The organism is Stutzerimonas sp. KH-1, assembly GCF_054483855.1.
This window is the reverse complement of the sequence record NZ_CM137011.1, coordinates 13,878-32,979: the sequence shown is the minus strand read 5'-3', so window position 1 is coordinate 32,979 and position 19,102 is coordinate 13,878. Positions and strand designations below refer to the sequence as shown.

Sequence of the window (19,102 nt, the reverse complement as noted above, 5' to 3'; positions counted from 1 at the left end):
TCAGGACGTGCCGACACCCATGCGCCGCAGCAGCGCCTTCTCGACCTCCAGAATCACCAGCACCGCCACCCCGGCCAGCACCACCAGCGCACCGGTTGCCAGCGGCAGGGCCTCGGAGGCGAACAGCGACTGCATGAACGGCGCGTAGGTGAACAGCAGCTGCAACGCGAACACACCGAACACCGCCAACAGCACCCGCGGCGTGCCCTTCACGCCCTGTACGGTGAACGACGGTGCTTTCAGGTAGCGCACGCTGAACAGGTAGAACACCTCCATGCACACCAGTGTGTTCACCGCTACGGTGCGCGCCGTTTCCACCGTCGCGCCCTGCGCCAGCATCCACTGGAACATGCCGAAGATTCCAGCGAGGAACAGCGCGGAAACGAAGAAGATCCGCCAGATCACGAAGCGCGACAGCATCGGCTCGTCCGGCCGCCGCGGTGGACGCCGCATCACATCCGCCTCGGTCGGCTCGAAGGCCAGCACCATAGCCAGCGCCACGGAACTGACCATGTTGACCCAGAGCACCTGCACCGGCGTGATCGGCAGCGCCAGGCCGAGCAGCACCGCCAGCAGCAGCGACAGAGACTCGCCACCGTTGATCGGCAGCAGGAAGGTCACGGTCTTGCGCAGGTTGTCGTAGACGGTACGGCCCTCTTCCACCGCATGGGCGATGGAGGCGAAGTTGTCGTCCGCCAGCACGATGGCGCCGGCCTGCTTGGCCGCCTCGGTCCCCTTCATGCCCATGGCCACGCCGACGTCGGCCTGCTTCAGCGCAGGCGCATCGTTGACGCCATCGCCGGTCATGGCGACGACCTCGCCATTGGCCTGCAGCGCACGCACCAGCCGCAGCTTGTGTTCCGGGCTGGCACGGGCGAACACCCGGGCCTCGGCGACGGCCTGGCGCATGGCCGCATCGTCCATGGGCTCCAGTTCAGGGCCGGTGATCGCCTTGATGTCCTCACCCATGCCCAGCTGCCGGGCGATGGCGCTGGCGGTCACGCCGTGGTCACCGGTGATCATCACCACGCGAATGCCGGCCGCGCGGCACTGCGCCACCGCACGGATCGCTTCGTCACGGGGTGGATCGATGATGCCCACCAGGCCGAGCAGGGTCAGCCCGCTGGCGACATCGGCATGCTCGAGGTCTTCCTTGCCCGCCTCCAGCCGGCAGCGGGCAAAGGCGAGCACCCGGCGTCCGGCGCGTGCCTGCGCCTCGATCTGCGTATGCCAGTGCGCCTCGTCCAGCGCCTGCTCCACGCCATCGGCCTGCAGCTGCTGGGAGCACATGGCCAGGATGCGTTCCGGCGCGCCCTTGACCAGCACTTCGCTGCCGCCGTCGCAGGCGTGCAGGGTGGCCATGAAACGGTGCTCGGATTCGAAGGGAATCACGTCCAGCCGCGGCCGGTCGACCTGTCGTGCGGTAGGTGAAAGCCCGGCCTTCATCGCCAGGGTCAGCAGTGCGCCCTCGGTAGGATCGCCGGCCAGCACCCAGTGCTGATCCTTCTCATGCAGGCTGGCGTCATTGCACAGCGCGGCGGCCTCGACCAGCGCGGCCGCCGCCGGCGAGCGGGTGGTCAATGCTGCCGCATCGACCGCCGATCCCTGCAGCAGCAGACTGCCAGTCGGCGCATATCCGGCGCCCTCGACCTCCAGTGACTGGCCCGCACAGATCACCTCCTGCACGGTCATCTCGTTGCGCGTCAGGGTGCCGGTCTTGTCCGAGCAGATAACCGTCACCGAACCCAGCGCCTCCACCGCCGGCAGCCGACGGATCACCGCGTTGCGCGCCGCCATGCGCTGCACGCCGATGGCCAAGGTGATGGTCATGATCGCCGGCAGTCCCTCGGGGATTGCCGCGACCGACAGGCCGACCGCGGCCATGAACATCTCGCCAGCGCCCATGCCACGCACCAGCGTGCCAAACAGGAACAAGAGCACACCAGCCGCGAGAATGACCGCCGTCAACGCCCGGGCAACCTCGGCCATCTTGCGCAGCAGCGGCGTGGTGCCCTGCTCCACCGATTCGAGCATGCGGCCGATACGGCCGATTTCGGTGGCCGCGCCAGTGGCAACCACCACCGCCCGCGCCTGCCCCTGGGTGACCAGAGTGCCGGCGTAGCCCATGCAGAGCCGATCGCCGATCGCCGCGTCATCGACAACGGCATCGACCTGCTTGTCCACCGGCACCGACTCCCCGGTCAAAGCCGCTTCATCGACGCGCAGATTGCGCGCCTGCAGCAGTCGCACATCGGCCGGCAGGCTGTCGCCGGAGGCCAGCAGCACCACGTCGCCAGGCACCAGATCGGCGGCATCGATGTCCTGCTGCCGGCCGTCGCGCAGTACCACCGCATGCGGCGCCAGCAGATGGCGGATCGCCTGCAGCGCCTTTTCCGCCTTGCCTTCCTGGACGAAACCGATCACCACGTTCACCACCACCACCGCCAGGATCACCGAGGTATCGACCCAATGTCCCATCAGCCCGGTGACCAGCGCCGCGGCCATCAGCACGTAGAGCAACAGGTTGTTCAGGTGGCGCAGCAGGCGCTGCAGGATGCTCGCCGGCTTGGCCTCGTCGAGCCGGTTCGGCCCGTAGCGGAGCAGTCGTTCCCGTGCTTGCTCGTGCGTCAGGCCGGCGCTGGTGGAGTCCAGTTCCAGCAGGGCCTCCTCGGCCGGACGAGCGTGCCAGCGGGTCGATTGGGTCTGCTGTTCGGGCATTGGGTCCTCCAGGGTGGCTGATTCATTGCCGGGCGCACTGCAAAGCTAGCCCATGAGAGCCGAAACAGAGCGGCTCTGGCCATCGCAACGAAACGGCTTGCAACACTCGGGCAGTGGTCGATTGCCGCATGCCGGCCCGCTGCGCGCCGAGCCGATCCTCGCGCTATTCTTGTCCTCTTCATGAACTTCGAGATTGTTCCATGCCAAAGAACATACTGATTGTCGGCGCCTCCCGCGGCCTGGGCCTCGGCCTGGCGAAGCAGTTTTCCAGCGCAGGCTGGCAGGTGATCGCCACCGTGCGTGATCCGCAGCGCGCCGACGCGCTCAGTGGAATACCACAGCTGCGCATCGAAACCCTGGACATGGATGATGCAGCCAGCGTCGACCAACTGGCCGCGCGCCTGGCCGACACCCCGCTCGACGTGCTGTTCGTCAACGCCGGCATCGCCGGGCCGCAAGACAAACCGGCCACCCAGGCCAGCCAGGCGGAAGTCGGCCAGCTGTTCTTCACTAATGCTGTGGCGCCGGTGCGCCTGGCCGAGCGGCTGCTGCCGCGGGTGAACCCCGATCAGGGCGTGATCGTTTTCATGAGCTCAATCCTTGGCAGCGTCGAAACCGGTCCGGGCATGGGTATGGACCTGTACGGCGCGAGCAAGGCCGCGCTGAATCACATGACCCGGACCTTCGTCGCCGCGCTCGGCGAGACGAAGCTGACGGTGCTGTCGATGCATCCCGGCTGGGTCAAGACCGACATGGGTGGAGATCAGGCCCCGCTGGATGTCGAGACCAGCGCTCGCGGCATGGCCGAGCAGGTGACCCGGGCCATTGGGCAGGGTGGGCATCGGTACATTGACTATCAGGGGGACGCACTGCCCTGGTGAGAAGGTAGGGGCGTGATCGACCGTGAACGGACTCTCCCGCTGCAGCTCCATTCGCGATCGAGACCGCCGCACTAACCGGCCCTTGGCAGCCCCCGCGGCATCCCTTATCGTTCCGCACCGCGGAAGAGGCAACCCTCCGCCCCTGGATCAGCAGACAGGGCATAACTGAGCTGGCTACTCTGAACTCAACCCTTCAGGAGAAAGCCGGCCATGCCTGCTGAGCGTATCTGGATCAAGAATCCCCTCGCCCTGTTCACCGCCAACGACACCCAGGCCCCTGGCGGGCTGGTGATCGAGAACGGCGTCATCGTCGAAATGCTCGCCGCCGGGGCCTCGCCCGCGCTGCCGGTGAACGAGACCTTCGACGCCCGCGAACACGTGGTGCTGCCGGGGCTGGTCAACACCCATCACCACTTCTACCAGACCCTGACCCGCGCCTGGGGGCCGGTGGTCAACGAGCCGCTGTTCAACTGGCTGCTGACCCTCTACCCGATCTGGGCGCGGCTTACGCCGGAGGCGCTGCAGCTGGCGAGCAACGTGGCGCTGGCCGAGCTGCTGTTGTCCGGCTGCACCACGGCGGCGGATCACCACTACCTGTTTCCGGACGGGCTCGAGGACGCCATCGACATCCAGGTCGAGGCGGTCCGCGAGCTGGGCATGCGCGCCATGCTCACCCGCGGTTCGATGAACCTGTCCAAGGACGATGGCGGCCTGCCGTGCAAGAGCGTGGTGCAGGACGCCGAGACCATCCTCGCCGACAGCGAGCGGTTGATCGACCGCTACCACGAGCGCGGCGACGGCGCGCAGATCCAGATCGCCCTGGCGCCCTGCTCGCCGTTCTCGGTAACCACCGACATCATGCGCACCTGCGCAGAGCTGGCCGAAGCGCGCGACGTGCGTCTGCATACGCACCTGGCCGAGACCCTGGACGAACAGGAGTTCTGCGCGAAACGCTTCGGCATGCGCACCGTCGACTACCTGCAGAGCGTCGGCTGGCTCGGCCCACGCACCTGGCTGGCCCATGGCATCCATTTCAACCAGGTGGAAATTCACCGCCTGGGCGCAGCCGGTGTGGGCATCTGCCATTGCCCGAGTTCCAACATGCGTCTGGCCTCCGGCATCTGCCACACGCTTGAGCTCGAGGACAAGGGCGCCATCATCGGCCTGGGCGTGGACGGTTCGGCCTCCAACGACGCCTCCAACATGATGCTCGAGGCGCGTCAGGCGCTGTTCATCGGGCGCCTGCGCTACGGCGCCGAGAAGATCACGCCAGAGAAGGTGCTCGGCTGGGCGACCCGCGGCTCCGCACGCCTGCTCGGGCGCAGCGACATCGGCGAACTGGCGGTCGGCAAGCAGGCCGACCTGGCCCTGTTCAAGCTCGACGAACTGCGCTTCTCCGGCAGCCACGATCCGGTCGCCGCGCTGCTGCTTTGCGCCGCCGACCGTGCCGACCGGGTGATGGTCGGCGGCAAATGGCGCGTCATCGACGGTCAGGTCGAAGGCCTCGACGTGCAGGGACTGATCGCCGATCACCAGCAGGCGGCCCGGCAACTGGTAAACGGCTAAACAACCACGATCGAGGCTTGCACCAAAGCTGGGCGCCGTGGATTACTGGCGCACCAGCGCAAGTCTCGATCGGGCCTCGGCATCGAGTCGAAGCGGCCGCAATCCGGCACAACGAAGGTATCTGTCCAGTTGGTCAGCTTTTTGCTAACCAGCTATCAGCCAACACAGGCTCTGTAGCTAGACAAACAGGAGCGTCACCCGCCATGCAGAACAACTCACGGAAAACCCTGCTGCGCGCCCTTGCCGCAGCGATCGGCTTCAGCGCCGCACTGACGACCGCCGCGGCGTCGGCTGCCGATCCGCTGAAGGTCGGCTTCGTCTACATCGGCCCGATCGGCGACCACGGCTGGACCTACCAGCATGAGCAGGGTCGCAAGTACATGGAAGAGCAGCTGGGCGACAAGGTGAAGACCAGCTTCGTCGAGAACGTGCCGGAAGGTGCCGATGCCGAGCGGGTCATCCGCAACATGGCCAAGAGCGACTATGACCTGATCTTCACCACCTCCTTCGGCTACATGAACCCCACGCTGAAGGTCGCCAAGCAGTTCCCCAAGGTAACCTTCGAGCACGCCACCGGTTACAAGCAGGCGAAGAACGTCGGCACCTATCTGACCCGTTCCTATGAAGGCCGCTACGTCGGCGGCTTCCTCGCGGCGAAGATGACCAAGACCAAGAAGGTCGGCTACATCGCGTCCTTCCCGATTCCGGAAGTGATCCGCGACATCAACGCCATCCAGCTGGCGCTGGACAAGTACAACCCTGGCACCGAGATCAAGGTGGTGTGGGTCAACACCTGGTTCGATCCGGGCAAGGAAGCCGATGCCGCCAACGCGCTGATCGACCAGGGCGTGGACGTGATCTTCCAGCACACCGACAGCCCGGCACCGATCCAGGCCGCCGAGCGCCGTGGCGTCTATTCCGTCGGTTACGCCTCGGACATGCAGCACTTCGGGCCAAAGGCCGTGCTGACCTCCATCGTCAACGACTGGGGCCCGCACTACACCAAGTCCGCCGAAGCGGTAATGGCCGGCAACTGGAAATCCGAGGACTTCTGGGGCGGGCTGGCACAGGACAGCATCAGCCTGCCGATCAGCGATCTGGTTCCGGCCGATGTGAAGACCGAAGCCGAAGCGATCATCGCCAGCATCAAAAGCGGTGAATTCCACCCGTTCACCGGCCCGATCAAGGACCAAGCTGGCGAAGTGCGCATCGCCGAGGGCGAGACCGCCAGCATCAAGGACCTCGCCTCGATGAATTACTACGTCGAAGGCGTCAAGGCTGAAATGCCGAAGTAAGCGTTACCTGCGCCGGTCCCGGCCGGCGCTCTGCGGAATCTTGCGTGCCGTCCCGCCATCTGGCGAACCGCACGCAGGGGGCATCGCCCTCGAAGGCCGCCGGTACGAGAAGACCGGCGGCGCCGTACCGGAGTCAGCCATGAATTCACTGCCCATCATCGATATTTCCCCACTCTATAACGCCGACGAGGCCGGCCATCTGGCCGTTGCCGAGGCCATCGACGGCGCCTGCCGCGAGTGGGGCTTCTTCTATATCAAGGGTCATCCGATCAGCGCCGAGCGCATCGCCACCCTCACCGACCATGCCAAGCGTTTCTTTGCCCTGCACGCCGACGAAAAGCTGAAGATCGATATCACCAAGAGCCGCCATCACCGCGGCTACGGTGCCGTCGCCACCGAGCAGCTGGACCCGAGCCAGCCGTGCGACCTCAAGGAAACCTTCGACATGGGTTTCCATATGCCTGCCGATCATCCCGAGGTACTGGCCGGCAAACCGCTGCGCGGGCCCAACCGTCATCCGCTGCAGATCGAAGGCTGGACCGAGCTGATGGAAGGGCACTACCGCGACATGCAAGACCTTGCCTGCACGCTTCTGCGTGCCATCGCACTCGCCCTTGGCATCGAGCGGGACTTCTTCGACAAGCGCTTCGTCGAGCCCATCAGCGTGTTTCGCATGATCCACTACCCGCCCCGGCAGACGGCGACCAGCGCCGATCAGCAAGGCGCCGGCGCGCACACCGATTACGGCTGCGTCACCCTGCTCTATCAGGATCAGGCCGGCGGCCTGCAGGTGCAGAACGTCAAGGGCGAGTGGATCGACGCTCCGCCCATCGAGGGCACCTACGTGGTCAACATCGGTGACATGATGGCGCGCTGGAGCAACGACCGTTACAAGTCGACGCCCCATCGCGTGATCAGCCCGCTGGGCGCGGACCGCTACTCCATGCCGTTCTTCGCCGAGCCGCATCCGGACACCGAGATCGCCTGCCTGCCCGGTTGCTACGACGAAACCAACCCGCCGAAATACCCGAGCACCACCTGCAGCCGGTACATGCTCTCGCGCTTCGCCGAGACCTACGCCTACCGGCGGCAGGGCGAGGCCGAACCCGTCTGAACGGGCTTTAATTGCAGTATGCAAACAGGGGCGAGCGCATCGATATGCCTCGCCCGATCTGCGCGCGTCTGCCGCATTGACTTTTGAGTCAGGAATTAGTTGACCGGAAAGTCAGATAGCGATAGTTTGCGTGTCAGAACAACAACAGCGGAGGCTTCGCCTTGATCCAGTTTCTTCTCAATCGAGAACTGCGCAGCGAGCGCGCACTCGATCCCAACACCACGGTGCTGCAGTATCTGCGCGAGTATCGTGGCAAGACCGGAACCAAGGAGGGCTGCGCCTCCGGTGACTGTGGCGCCTGTACCGTGGTGGTCGGCGAACTGGTGGGCGAGCGCCTGCGCTATCGCACCCTCAACTCGTGCCTGACCTTCGTCTCCGCGCTGCACGGCAAGCAGTTGATCAGCGTCGAAGACCTCAAGGACCAGGGCCGACTGCACAGCGTCCAGCAGGCGATGGTCGACTGCCACGGCTCGCAGTGCGGCTTCTGTACCCCTGGATTCGTCATGAGCCTGTTCGCCCTGCAGAAGAACGCCGGCGCGGTCAATGAATACGATCCGCACCAGGCCCACGAAGCCCTGGCCGGGAACCTCTGCCGCTGCACCGGCTACCGGCCGATCCTCGAAGCCGCCGAACAGGCCTGCTGTGCCAAGCAGCCGGACCAGTTCGATGCCCGCGAAGCCGAGACCATCGCCCAGCTCAAGGCCATCGCCCCGCGTGAAATGGCCGAGCTCAGCGACGGCGAAAAGCGTTGCCTGTCGCCGCTGACCGTCGCCGAACTGGCCGAGGTCTACGCCGCCAATCCCGATGCACGTCTGCTTGCCGGTGGCACCGACCTGGCCCTGGAGGTCACCCAGTTCCATCGCGAGCTGCCGGTGATGATCCATGTCGGTCAGATCACCGAGATGAAGCAGGTCCAGACCGCGGACCGCCATATCGAGATTGGCGCAGCCGCCCCGCTGACCGACTGTTACGCCGCGCTGGCCGCCGAGTACCCGGATTTCGGCGAGCTGCTGCAGCGCTTCGCCTCGCTGCAGATCCGCAACCAGGGCACGCTCGGTGGCAACATCGGCAACGCCTCGCCGATCGGCGACTCGCCGCCGCTGCTGATCGCTCTGGGTGCCGACGTCGTCCTGCGCAAGGGCGTCAACAGCCGCACCCTGCCGCTCGAGGATTACTTCATCGACTACAAGGTCACCGCGCGCCAGCCCGGGGAATTCATCGAGAAGGTACGAGTGCCGCGCGCCACACCGGATCGCTTGTTCCGCGCCTACAAGGTTTCCAAGCGACTGGACGACGATATCTCCGCTGTCTGCGCCGCCTTCGATCTGCAGATCACCGATGGCGTGGTCGCCGATGCCCGCGTCGCCTTTGGCGGCATGGCGGCGACTCCCAAGCGCGCCGCGGCCTGCGAGGCGACCCTGAACGGTGCGCCCTGGAACCAGCAGACCGTGGAGGCGGCCTGCGATGCACTGGCCGAAGACTTCACGCCGCTGACCGACTTCCGCGCCAGCCGCGAGTATCGCCTGCTGGTCGCACAGAACCTGCTGCGCAAGTGCTTCCTCGAACAACATGCACCGAAGACCGAGACGAGGGTGACCGCTTATGTCTAACCACGTAACCACCCGCACTCAGGAAGAAATCGCGGCGCTGTTCACCCAGGACCTGGTCACCGGCGTCGGTCGCAGCGTCAAGCACGACAGCGCGCCCAAGCATGTCTCGGGCGAGGCGGTGTACGTCGACGACCGGCTGGAGTTTCCCAATCAGCTGCACGTCTATGCCCGCATGAGCGAGCGCGCCCACGCCCGCATCGTCCGCATCGATACCAGCCCCTGCTACCAGATTCCGGGTGTGGCCATCGCCATCACGGCGAAGGACGTGCCGGGCCAGCTGGACATCGGTGCCGTGATGCCCGGCGACCCGCTGCTGGCCGACGGCAAGGTCGAGTTCATCGGCCAGCCGGTGATCGCCGTGGCTGCCGACAGCCTGGAAACCGCACGCAAGGCGGCGATGGCCGCGATCATCGAATACGAGGATCTGGAGCCGGTGCTCGACGTGGTCGAGGCGCTGCACAAGAAGCACTTCGTGCTCGACAGCCACACCCACAAGCGCGGCGACTCGGCCACCGCCCTGGCCAGCGCGCCACGTCGGCTGCAGGGTTCGCTGCACATCGGCGGGCAGGAGCACTTCTACCTGGAGACACAGGTGTCCTCGGTCATGCCCACCGAAGATGGCGGCATGATCGTCTACACCTCGACGCAGAACCCCACCGAGGTGCAGAAGCTGGTGGCCGAAGTGCTCGGCGTGCCGATGAACAAGATCGTCATCGACATGCGCCGCATGGGCGGCGGCTTCGGCGGCAAGGAAACCCAGGCCGCGGGACCTGCGTGCCTGTGCGCGGTGATCGCGCACCTCACCGGTCGGCCGACCAAGATGCGCCTGCCGCGCATGGAAGACATGACCATGACCGGCAAACGCCACCCCTTCTACGTCGAGTACGACGTCGGCTTCGACGATGACGGTCTGCTGCACGGCATCGAGATCGACCTCGCCGGTAACTGCGGCTACTCGCCGGACCTTTCCGGCTCGATCGTCGACCGCGCCATGTTCCACTCCGACAACGCCTACTACCTGGGCGACGCCACCATCAATGGCCATCGCTGCAAGACCAACCTCGCCTCGAACACCGCCTACCGCGGCTTCGGCGGCCCACAGGGCATGGTCGCCATCGAGGAGATCATGGACGCGGTGGCCCGCGAGCTGGGCAAGGACCCGCTCGAGGTGCGCAAGCGCAACTACTACGGCAAGACCGAACGCAACGTCACCCACTACTACCAGACCGTCGAGCACAACATGCTCGAGGAGATGACCGCCGAGCTGGAAGCCAGCAGCGACTATGCAAAGCGACGCGAAGATATCCGCGCGTTCAATGCCGCAAGCCCGATCCTGAAGAAGGGCCTGGCGCTGACGCCGGTGAAGTTCGGCATCAGCTTCACCGCCAGCTTCCTCAACCAGGCCGGCGCGCTGGTGCACGTCTACACCGACGGCAGCATCCACCTGAACCACGGTGGCACCGAGATGGGCCAGGGCCTGAACACCAAGGTCGCGCAGGTGGTGGCCGAGGTGTTCCAGGTGGATATCGAGCGCATCCAGATCACCGCCACCAACACCGACAAGGTGCCCAACACCTCGCCGACGGCAGCCTCCAGCGGCGCCGACCTGAACGGCAAGGCGGCGCAGAATGCGGCGCAGACCATCAAGCAGCGGCTGGTGGAGTTCGCCGCGCGCAAGTGGCAGATCTTCGAGGAAGACGTCGAGTTCAAGAACGGCCAGGTGCGCCTGCGCGACCACTACATCAGCTTCGAGGAGCTGATCCAGCAGGCCTATTTCGGCCAGGTCTCGCTGTCGTCCACCGGCTTCTACCGCACGCCGAAGATCTACTACGACCGCAGTCAGGCGCGCGGGCGGCCGTTCTACTACTTCGCCTATGGCGCGGCCTGCTCGGAAGTGATCGTCGATACCCTGACCGGCGAATACAAGATGCTGCGCAGCGACATCCTGCATGACGTCGGCGCCTCGCTGAACCCGGCCATCGACATCGGCCAGGTCGAGGGCGGATTCGTCCAGGGTCTGGGCTGGCTGACCATGGAAGAGCTGGTCTGGAACGACAAGGGCAAGCTGATGACCAACGGCCCGGCCAGCTACAAGATCCCGGCGGTGGCGGACATGCCGCTGGATCTGCGGGTCAAGCTGGTGGAGAACCGCAAGAACCCCGAAGACACCGTGTTCCACTCCAAGGCCGTGGGCGAGCCGCCGTTCATGCTCGGCATTTCGGTCTGGTGCGCGATCAAGGATGCGGTGGCGAGCCTGGCCGACTACCGGGTGCAGCCGCAGATCGATGCTCCGGCGACCCCCGAGCGCGTGCTCTGGGGCGTGGAACAGATGCGCAAGTTGAAGCAGGCGGCGAGCAAGTCTGCGGCAACGGAGACCACTCCGGCCTGACGCAGGGTGGACAACGCTGTGCTTGTCCACCGTTAGCGCAACACGAACGTCCCGGTGGCGACGCCTTGCACGCGCGACCGGGCGATACGAAGGACAGAACCATGAGCAACACGGCCTGGATCGAAGCACTCGCCGACCTACAACAACAAGGCGAACCCTGCGTGCTGGTGACCATCATCGAGGAGCGCGGCTCCACGCCGCGCAATGCCGGCTCGAAGATGGTGGTCAGCCGTGAGCGCCTGTACGACACCATCGGCGGCGGCCACCTGGAGTACAAGGCCCAGCAGATCGCCCGCGAAATGCTGGAAAAGCGCAGCCGTGACACCCGCCTCGAGCGCTTCTCCCTCGGCGCCAGCCTCGGCCAGTGCTGCGGTGGCGCCACTGTGCTGCTATTCGAGCCCATGGGCCAGCCGCAGGCGCATATCGCCGTGTTCGGTGCCGGGCATGTCGGGCGCGCGCTGGTGCCGCTGCTGGCAAGCCTGCCGTGCAAGGTGCGCTGGATCGATTCGCGTGAAAACGAATTTCCCGCCGAGATTCCGCGCGGCGTGGAAAAGGTGGTCAACGACGATGTGGTCGAGGAAGTGGATAACATGCCCGCCGGCAGCTACTTCATCGTTATGACCCACAACCATCAGCTCGACCTGGAACTGACCGCCGCGATCCTTTCGCGCAACGATTTCACCTACTACGGGCTGATCGGTTCCAAGAGCAAACGCGCCAGGTTCGAACACCGTCTGCGGGACCGCGGCTTCCAGCCGGAGACCGTGCAGCGCATGCGCTGCCCGATGGGCATCGCCGAGGTGAAGGGCAAACTGCCGGTGGAGATCGCCGTGTCCATCGCCGGCGAGGTGATCGCCACCTACAACGCGCATTTCGGTGAAAAGGGTGGGGAGAAAACCGAGGACGGTGAAAAGCCGGTACCGATGCTGGTCCCCGCTTCGCGCCGCGCCCAGACCAACTGACCACCCGACCTCGTCGCAGGCACGCCTTCGGCGGCGGCCTGCCCATGCCAACGCATCACCCTCATACAACGATTTTCGAGAGTCACCATGCCAAGCACCAAAGCCTACCGTGCCGCCCTGCTCCACTGCCTCGCCGACCCGCGCGAAGTGGGCATCGAGCAATCCCATGAATACTTCGAGGACGGCCTGCTGGTCGTCGAGGACGGCAAGGTCGCGCGCATCGGCCACGCCGCCGAACTGCTGCCGACCCTGGCGGCCGGCACCGAGATTGTCGAATACCCGGACGCGCTGATCACTCCGGGTTTCGTCGACACCCATATCCACTACCCGCAGGTCGGCGTCATCGGCTCCTACGGCGCGCAACTGCTGGATTGGCTGGAAACCTACACCTTCCCCAACGAGGGCCGTTTCAGCGACATGGCCCACGCCCGCCAGCAGGCCGAGCTGTTTCTCGGCGAGCTGCTGCGCAACGGCACCACCACCGCGCTGGTGTTCGGCACGGTGCACAAGCAGTCGGTGGACGCCTTCTTCGAGGCCTGCGAGAAGCGCAATCTGCGGATGATCGCCGGCAAGGTGCTGATGGACCGCAACGCCCCGGAGTTCCTCACCGACACCGCCGAGTCCGGCTACGCCGACAGTCGCGAGCTGATCGAGCGCTGGCACGGCAAGGGCCGTCTGCATTACGCCGTCACCCCGCGTTTCGCCCCGACCAGCACGCCAGAGCAGCTCACCCTGGCCGGCAAGCTGTTCGCGGAATTCCCTGACCTGTACATGCACACCCACATCTCCGAGAACAAGCAGGAGGTCGAGTGGGTCAAGGAGCTGTTCCCCGAGCGCAAGGGCTATCTGGACGTCTACGACCACCACGGCCTGATCGGCCCGCGCTCGGTGTTCGCCCACGGCATCCACCTGTGCGACGACGAGTGCAAACGCCTCGGTGAGACCGGCTCGGCGGTGTCGTTCTGTCCCACCTCCAACCTGTTCCTCGGCAGCGGCCTGTTTGACCTGGCCAAGGTGGAAGGCTTCGGTGTGCGCGTCGGCCTGGGCACCGACGTCGGCGGCGGCACCAGCTTCTCGCAGCTCGCCAGCCTCAACGAGGCGTACAAGGTGCTGCAGCTGCAGGGCCAGAAGCTCGACGCGTTCAAGGCACTCTATCTCGCTACCCTTGGCGGCGCGCGGGCGCTCTATCTGGACGACCGGATCGGCAACCTGCAGCCGGGCAAGGAGGCCGATTTCGTGGTGCTCGACTACAAGGCGACGCCGCTGATCGACTATCGCCTGAGCCAGGCGACGACCCTGCAGGAAAAGCTCTTCGCCCTGATGATCCTCGGCGACGACCGCGCGGTGAAGGAGACCTTCGCCGCCGGCGTCTCGGTGCATCGCAAGGCTGGCTAGGGCTGCAACGCCTGCATCAGCGTGTCGAGGTTGTGCTCGAACATGCCCAGGTAAGTGCTGGCCGGCCCTGCGCTGGCCAGCGCATCGGAGTACAGGGTGCCGCCTACCGTGGCGCCCGCCTCTTCGGCGATCTGCTCGATGAGCCGCGGATCACGGATGTTCTCCACCAACACGGCCCTCACCCCCTCCTGGCGGAGCTGGCGGATCAACGCGGCCACGTCGGCGGCCGAGGGTTCGTCATGGGTCGACAGCCCCTGCGGCGCGATGAACTGGAGCTGCCAGGCCTGCCCCAGATAGCCGAAGGCGTCATGGCTGGTCACCACCTTGCGCTGGCTGGCCGGCAGGCTGCCGATACGGGTATCGGCCTTCTTCAGCAGCGCGTGTAGCCGGCTCAGATAGGCGTCACGGCGCCGCTCATAGTCGTTGCGATGCGCCGGATCAAGCGCCACGAGCGCCTTGGCGATATTGCGCACGTAGATTTCGGCATTGGTCAGGCTCTGCCACGCATGAGGGTCAGGCACCGCCTCGCCCTCCTCTTCCAGCATCAGAGGCACGACGCCCGCGCTGGCGTCGATCCGCTTGCCCGCAGGCTCGCTGCTGGCCAGCAGGCGCTCCAGCCAGGGTTCGAAGCCCAGCCCGTTGGCGATGATCAGGTCGGCGCGGAGCAAGGCCTGGGCATCATCCGGGCTGGGTTCATAAAGGTGCGCGTCGGCGTCGGGACCGACCAGATTGGTCAGTTCGATATGCTCGCCACCGACCTCCCGCGTCATGTCGGCAAGGATGCTGAAGCTGGTCACGACGCTGATCTTTTCGGCCGCCTGCAGGGAAAGGGGCAGCCAGAGGGCCAACAACAGAAACAGGTAACGCATGGGTTGATACCTCAGACGGTCTGGATTGAAGCGCGCGAACGCAGCAGGCCATATACCGGGCCCGCAACGACTGAAATCAGGTAGAACGCCCCCGCGAGCAGGACGATGCACGGCCCGCTGGGCAGGCTGGCGTAGAACGACAGCAGCAGCCCCAGCCATACGCACAGGGCGCCCAGCAGCGCAGCGAGCGGCAACAGGACGGGCAGGCGTCGGCTCCAGAAACGCGCGGCCGCAGCCGGCAGCATCATCAGCCCCACCACCATCAGCGCACCGATGGCCTGGAAGCCGATCACCAGGTTGAGCACCACCAGTGTCAGAAAGCCTGCATGGGCGAGTAGCCCGATTCGGCTGACGCTGCGCAGGAACAACGGGTCCAGGCTGTCCAGCGCCAGGGCGCGGTAGATCAGTGCCAGCACCAGCAGGCTGAACGCCGCCGTGGCGAACATGCCGCTGAGGGTGTCGGCGTCCACGGCCAGCGCGGAGCCAAACAGCAGGTGCAAGAGGTCGAGCTTGCGTCCCGCCAGGCCGAGCAGCAGCACGCCGCTGGCCAGCGAAATGGGATAAAGCGCGGCGAGGCTGGCGTCTTCGCGCAAGCCGGTACGGCGGCTGACCCAGGCCGCTGCGCCGGCCATGCCGAGCCCGGCGGTCAGCCCACCGAGCGTCAGTGCAGGCAGGCTGAGACCGAACAGCCAGAATGCCAGCGCCGCACCCGGCAGGATGCCGTGGGCGATGGCATCGCCGATCAGACTCATCCGCCGCAGGATCAGGAAGACACCCAGCGGCGCCGCGCTGCAGGCCAGCGCCACGCCGCCGAGCAGTGCGCGGCGCATGAAGGCGAACTCGGCAAACGGGCTCCAGAGCAGATCGGCCGTCACGCCACTCGCCCGAGCGGATCACGATCGAGTAGCTGATCGATCGGCGCTGCGACGCAGCCGCTGCGCGCGATACGCAGTGCGTTGCAGCGCTTCTCCCGAAGGCGGTCGAGGTTGTGGCTGACCAGCACCAGCGTTCTGCCTTGCTGCTGCCAGCATCGGAGGTGCTGCCAGAGCAGATCGAGACCGGTCTCGTCGAGTGCCGCCTCGGGTTCGTCGAGCAGCAGTGCCTGCGCATCGGTCAGGCTCATCCGGGCCAGCAGCGCCCGCTGCAGCTCGCCACCAGACAGCGCGTGCAGGCCCTGGGTCTGCAGATCGAGCAAGCCCCAATCGGCCAGTACCTGACGTAGCCGAGCCTGGCGTTCGCTACGGCCGAGACGACTGCCCCAGAAACCGCCCCTGACCAGCTCCAGCAGACGTATCGGAAACTGCCGGTCGATCTGTTGCTGCTGCGGCAGATAGGCCACACCGCCCGAACGCGCCACGCTCATTCGAATGTGACCGGCCAGGGGGCGATCCAAACCGGCCAATACCCTGAGCAGGCTGCTCTTGCCCGAACCATTGCTGCCGATCACCGCGGTCAGGCTGCCGGCCGCTAGCTTGAGGTTCAACGGCGGCGTGAGGGCCCGCCCGCCGGCGCCCCACTGCAACTCTCGACATTCGATCACGATCAAGAAACTCCATCTCCGCACCGCTCGAAAAGCGGTATCAGCAACCAAAACAATAAAAGTTATAACATAACATTTGCCAGCAGGCACAGCGCGGTAGCAGAGCGGTTCAATAGGCGTGAGACAGATTCAGCCGGCGGCGGCTGGAGGCTGACACTGCCGCCTGCGATGCCGCACCGACACAGGAAAGATGGCGAGGCCAGCGGGATACGCGCGCTGCCGCCTGCAACGGCAGCGCGAATGAGGTCAGCGGGGCGTACGCGCCTTTTTCTTCATCAAGGTCAGATGCGAGAACACCGCGTGCAGGTCGTTCGAGGCACTGTCTTCCTCGAGGTTGAGCTTGCTGTCGATGTGATCCATGTGATGCATCATCAGGTGCACGGCCTTGTCGGCGTCGCGCGCGGCTATGGCATCGATCAGCTCATTGTGTTCGTCGTAGGAGCAGTGCGAGCGACTGGCCCCTTCGTACTGGGCGATGATCAGCGAAGTCTGCGACACCAGGCTGCGCTGGAAGCTCACCAGTGGCGCGTTCTTCGCCGCCTCCGCCAGCTTGAGGTGGAACTCGCCTGACAGACGAATGCCAGCGCCGCGATCGCCGCGGGCGAAGCAGTCGCGCTCGTCGATGACCATCTGCCGCAGCTCGGCCAGTTGCGCGTCACTGGCGTGCTGCACGGCCAGTTCGGTAATGGCCTTTTCCACCAACCGACGGGCGAAGAAGATCTGCCGTGCCTCCTCGACGCTCGGGCTCGCCACCACCGCGCCGCGATTGGGGCGCAGCAACACCACGCCCTCATGGGCCAGCCGCGACAGTGCACGGCGGATGATGGTGCGGCTGACACCGAAGATTTCGCCCAGAGCTTCCTCACTGAGCTTGGTGCCAGGTGCCAGGCGTTGTTCGAGGATGGCATCGAAGATGTGCGCATAAACGATATCGTCCTGCGTCCCGGTGCGAGTCTTGCCGGTCTTGTTCGGCTTCTTCAGGGGCTGCAACTGTTCGTTCATCGATGGCTCGCAAGTGAAGTGTCGGCAAGGCCGAACTTTACTGCGTTCGCGGCTTCACTGGCAGTCGTCGGACGAACAAAACGAGCAAAAACATCGTTGCGCTTGTGCACAATCAATTTCCTACCGTCCTGTCCTCCAATCACCGCCATATCCGCGATGTGCGCCACGCAAGCCAGCTCCCGTGACAAGCAAGGGCGATTTAGTGTTTGCAATTCTTGTATACAAAAGCATAATCCGGACAGCCCTTCCTGACCTTTCGGTCAACTAACAGAACGAAGGGCACACCATCACCCGCCCCTCGGGAGTACTCACGCTCCGGGTGATCGACAACAAGAACGATGAGGAACGCCCAGTGGAAAGCATCAAGCGCAAGCCCCAGGCAGCACCCTTGCAACGCACCGCACCCGGCTGGCTGGACCGCCTGTTCAAGCTCAGCGAACACCGCACCAGCATCCGTACCGAACTGCTCGCCGGCCTGACGACCTTCGTCACCATGGCCTACATCATCTTCGTCAACCCGAACATCATGGCCGACGCCGGCATCGACCACGGCGCCGCCTTCGTTGCCACCTGCATCGGCGCTGCGCTCGGCTGCCTGTTGATGGGCCTGTATGCCAACTGGCCGGTGGGCCTGGCGCCAGGCATGGGGCTGAACGCCTTCTTCACCTACACGGTGGTCGGTGAGATGGGCTACAGCTGGCAGATCGCCCTCGGCGCAGTGTTCATCTCCGGCGTGCTGTTCATGATCATGAGCCTGTCGCGCATCCGCGAATCGTTGCTCAACAGCATCCCCATGAGCCTGCGCTTCGCCATGGGCGCCGGGGTCGGCCTGTTTCTCGGCCTGATTGGCCTGAAGACCGCCGGCATCGTGGTCGACAGTCCGGCCACCCTGCTCACCATGGGTTCGTTCGGCGAACCCACCGCCCTGCTCGCCGCGGTGTGCTTTCTGATGATCGCGGTGCTCAGCCACCGCAACGTCTTCGGCGCGATCCTGCTGAGCATGCTGGCGGTCACCGGTATCGGCTGGGCAATGGGACTGGTCGAATACAACGGCCTGGTATCGATGCCGCCGAGCCTGGCGCCGACCTGGCTGGCGATGGATATCGCCGGCGCGCTCAACGTGGCGATGGTGAGCGTGATCCTGGCGTTTCTCTTCGTGAACATGTTCGACACCGCCGGCACACTGATGGGCGTCGCCCATCGTGCCAACCTGGTGAACGAGGACGGCAAGATCGAGAACCTGTCCCGCGCGCTGAAGGCCGACAGCAGTTCCAGCGTGGTCGGCGCCTTCGTCGGCTGCCCACCGGTGACCAGCTATGTGGAAAGCGCCTCGGGCGTCGCCGCCGGCGGCCGCACCGGGCTGACCGCTGTGACCGTCGGCGTGCTGTTCCTGATCGCCATGTTCTTCGCCCCGCTGGCCGGCATGATTCCCGCCTACGCCACCGCCGGCGCGCTGATCTACGTGGCGATGCTGATGATGAGCGGCCTGGCCAACATCGATTGGAAGGACCACACCGACACCATCCCGGCGATCGTGACCGTGGTGATGATGCCGCTGACCTTCTCCATCGCCAACGGCATCGCCCTCGGCTTTCTCACCTATGCCACGCTGAAGCTGCTGACCGGCCAGCGCGATAAGGTATCGCTGAGCCTGTACGTGCTGTGCGTGGTATTCATCGCCAAATTCGCGTTCCTCTGAGCGAGGCGCGCATCGCCGCCCCGTCGCGCAGCGGCGGGGCTTTTTCATTTGTCAGGAGGGTG

Annotated in this window: 15 protein-coding genes; 9 read left to right on the top strand and 6 right to left on the bottom strand. The window is 65.3% G+C overall.

The annotated features are described in order from the left end of the window. Window positions 1-2,718, bottom strand: a complete 2,718-nt coding sequence (locus ACX1DW_RS00140; RefSeq protein WP_458992473.1) for an HAD-IC family P-type ATPase — start codon at window positions 2,716-2,718, stop codon at window positions 1-3. 200 nt (window positions 2,719-2,918) lie between these two features. Between ACX1DW_RS00140 and ACX1DW_RS00135 the strand changes: the two genes are divergently transcribed. The 8 genes from ACX1DW_RS00135 to guaD all read left to right on the top strand — a co-directional run bounded on the left by ACX1DW_RS00135 (window position 2,919) and on the right by guaD (window position 13,930). Then, a complete protein-coding gene (locus ACX1DW_RS00135) occupies window positions 2,919-3,599 on the top strand; it encodes an SDR family oxidoreductase (protein ID WP_458992472.1) in 681 nt (226 codons plus the stop codon). Window positions 3,600-3,809: 210 nt separating this feature from the next. Continuing rightward, window positions 3,810-5,165 carry an 8-oxoguanine deaminase gene (locus ACX1DW_RS00130; protein WP_458992471.1) on the top strand — a complete coding sequence of 452 codons (1,356 nt, stop codon included), beginning with the start codon at window positions 3,810-3,812 and terminating at the stop codon, window positions 5,163-5,165. Between the two features lie 203 nt (window positions 5,166-5,368). Next, window positions 5,369-6,460, top strand: coding sequence for a BMP family ABC transporter substrate-binding protein (locus ACX1DW_RS00125; RefSeq protein WP_125869973.1), 1,092 nt, complete (start codon window positions 5,369-5,371; stop codon window positions 6,458-6,460). A gap of 139 nt (window positions 6,461-6,599) precedes the next feature. Next, a complete protein-coding gene (locus ACX1DW_RS00120) occupies window positions 6,600-7,574 on the top strand; it encodes a 2-oxoglutarate and iron-dependent oxygenase domain-containing protein (protein WP_458992470.1) in 975 nt (324 codons plus the stop codon). Window positions 7,575-7,735: 161 nt separating this feature from the next. Further along, complete coding sequence (gene xdhA, locus ACX1DW_RS00115) at window positions 7,736-9,184, top strand: xanthine dehydrogenase small subunit (RefSeq protein ID WP_458992469.1); 1,449 nt, start codon at window positions 7,736-7,738, stop codon at window positions 9,182-9,184. Next, window positions 9,177-11,573 carry a xanthine dehydrogenase molybdopterin binding subunit gene (gene xdhB, locus ACX1DW_RS00110; RefSeq protein ID WP_458992468.1) on the top strand — a complete coding sequence of 799 codons (2,397 nt, stop codon included), beginning with the start codon at window positions 9,177-9,179 and terminating at the stop codon, window positions 11,571-11,573. Before xdhA ends, xdhB begins: the two co-directional genes overlap by 8 nt. A gap of 101 nt (window positions 11,574-11,674) precedes the next feature. Beyond that, window positions 11,675-12,535 carry a xanthine dehydrogenase accessory protein XdhC gene (xdhC, locus tag ACX1DW_RS00105; RefSeq protein ID WP_151320822.1) on the top strand — a complete coding sequence of 287 codons (861 nt, stop codon included), beginning with the start codon at window positions 11,675-11,677 and terminating at the stop codon, window positions 12,533-12,535. An 87-nt stretch (window positions 12,536-12,622) separates the two neighbouring features. Further along, a complete protein-coding gene (guaD, locus tag ACX1DW_RS00100; protein WP_458992467.1) occupies window positions 12,623-13,930 on the top strand; it encodes a guanine deaminase in 1,308 nt (435 codons plus the stop codon). Here the strand turns inward: guaD and ACX1DW_RS00095 are convergent. The 5 genes from ACX1DW_RS00095 to ACX1DW_RS00075 form a co-directional block, all read right to left on the bottom strand. Next, window positions 13,927-14,799: a metal ABC transporter substrate-binding protein gene (locus tag ACX1DW_RS00095; protein ID WP_458992466.1), complete on the bottom strand. Its 873-nt coding sequence runs from the start codon at window positions 14,797-14,799 to the stop codon at window positions 13,927-13,929. The two genes, guaD and ACX1DW_RS00095, sit on opposite strands and share 4 nt — an antisense overlap. Before the next feature lie 11 nt (window positions 14,800-14,810). Continuing rightward, window positions 14,811-15,629 carry a metal ABC transporter permease gene (locus ACX1DW_RS00090; protein ID WP_458993428.1) on the bottom strand — a complete coding sequence of 273 codons (819 nt, stop codon included), beginning with the start codon at window positions 15,627-15,629 and terminating at the stop codon, window positions 14,811-14,813. A 41-nt stretch (window positions 15,630-15,670) separates the two neighbouring features. Next, window positions 15,671-16,345 (bottom strand): metal ABC transporter ATP-binding protein, encoded by a 675-nt coding sequence (locus tag ACX1DW_RS00085; RefSeq protein WP_108242192.1) that lies wholly within the window; start codon window positions 16,343-16,345, stop codon window positions 15,671-15,673. Between the two features lie 240 nt (window positions 16,346-16,585). Further along, a complete protein-coding gene (locus ACX1DW_RS00080) occupies window positions 16,586-17,341 on the bottom strand; it encodes a GntR family transcriptional regulator (RefSeq protein WP_011914179.1) in 756 nt (251 codons plus the stop codon). Then, window positions 17,338-17,508, bottom strand: a complete 171-nt coding sequence (locus tag ACX1DW_RS00075) for a hypothetical protein (RefSeq protein ID WP_155521345.1) — start codon at window positions 17,506-17,508, stop codon at window positions 17,338-17,340. Before ACX1DW_RS00075 ends, ACX1DW_RS00080 begins: the two co-directional genes overlap by 4 nt. Before the next feature lie 185 nt (window positions 17,509-17,693). Here ACX1DW_RS00075 and ACX1DW_RS00070 point away from each other — a divergent pair, with 185 nt between their 5' ends. Further along, window positions 17,694-19,040 (top strand): NCS2 family permease, encoded by a 1,347-nt coding sequence (locus ACX1DW_RS00070; RefSeq protein ID WP_458992465.1) that lies wholly within the window; start codon window positions 17,694-17,696, stop codon window positions 19,038-19,040. Window positions 19,041-19,102 lie beyond the last annotated feature (62 nt).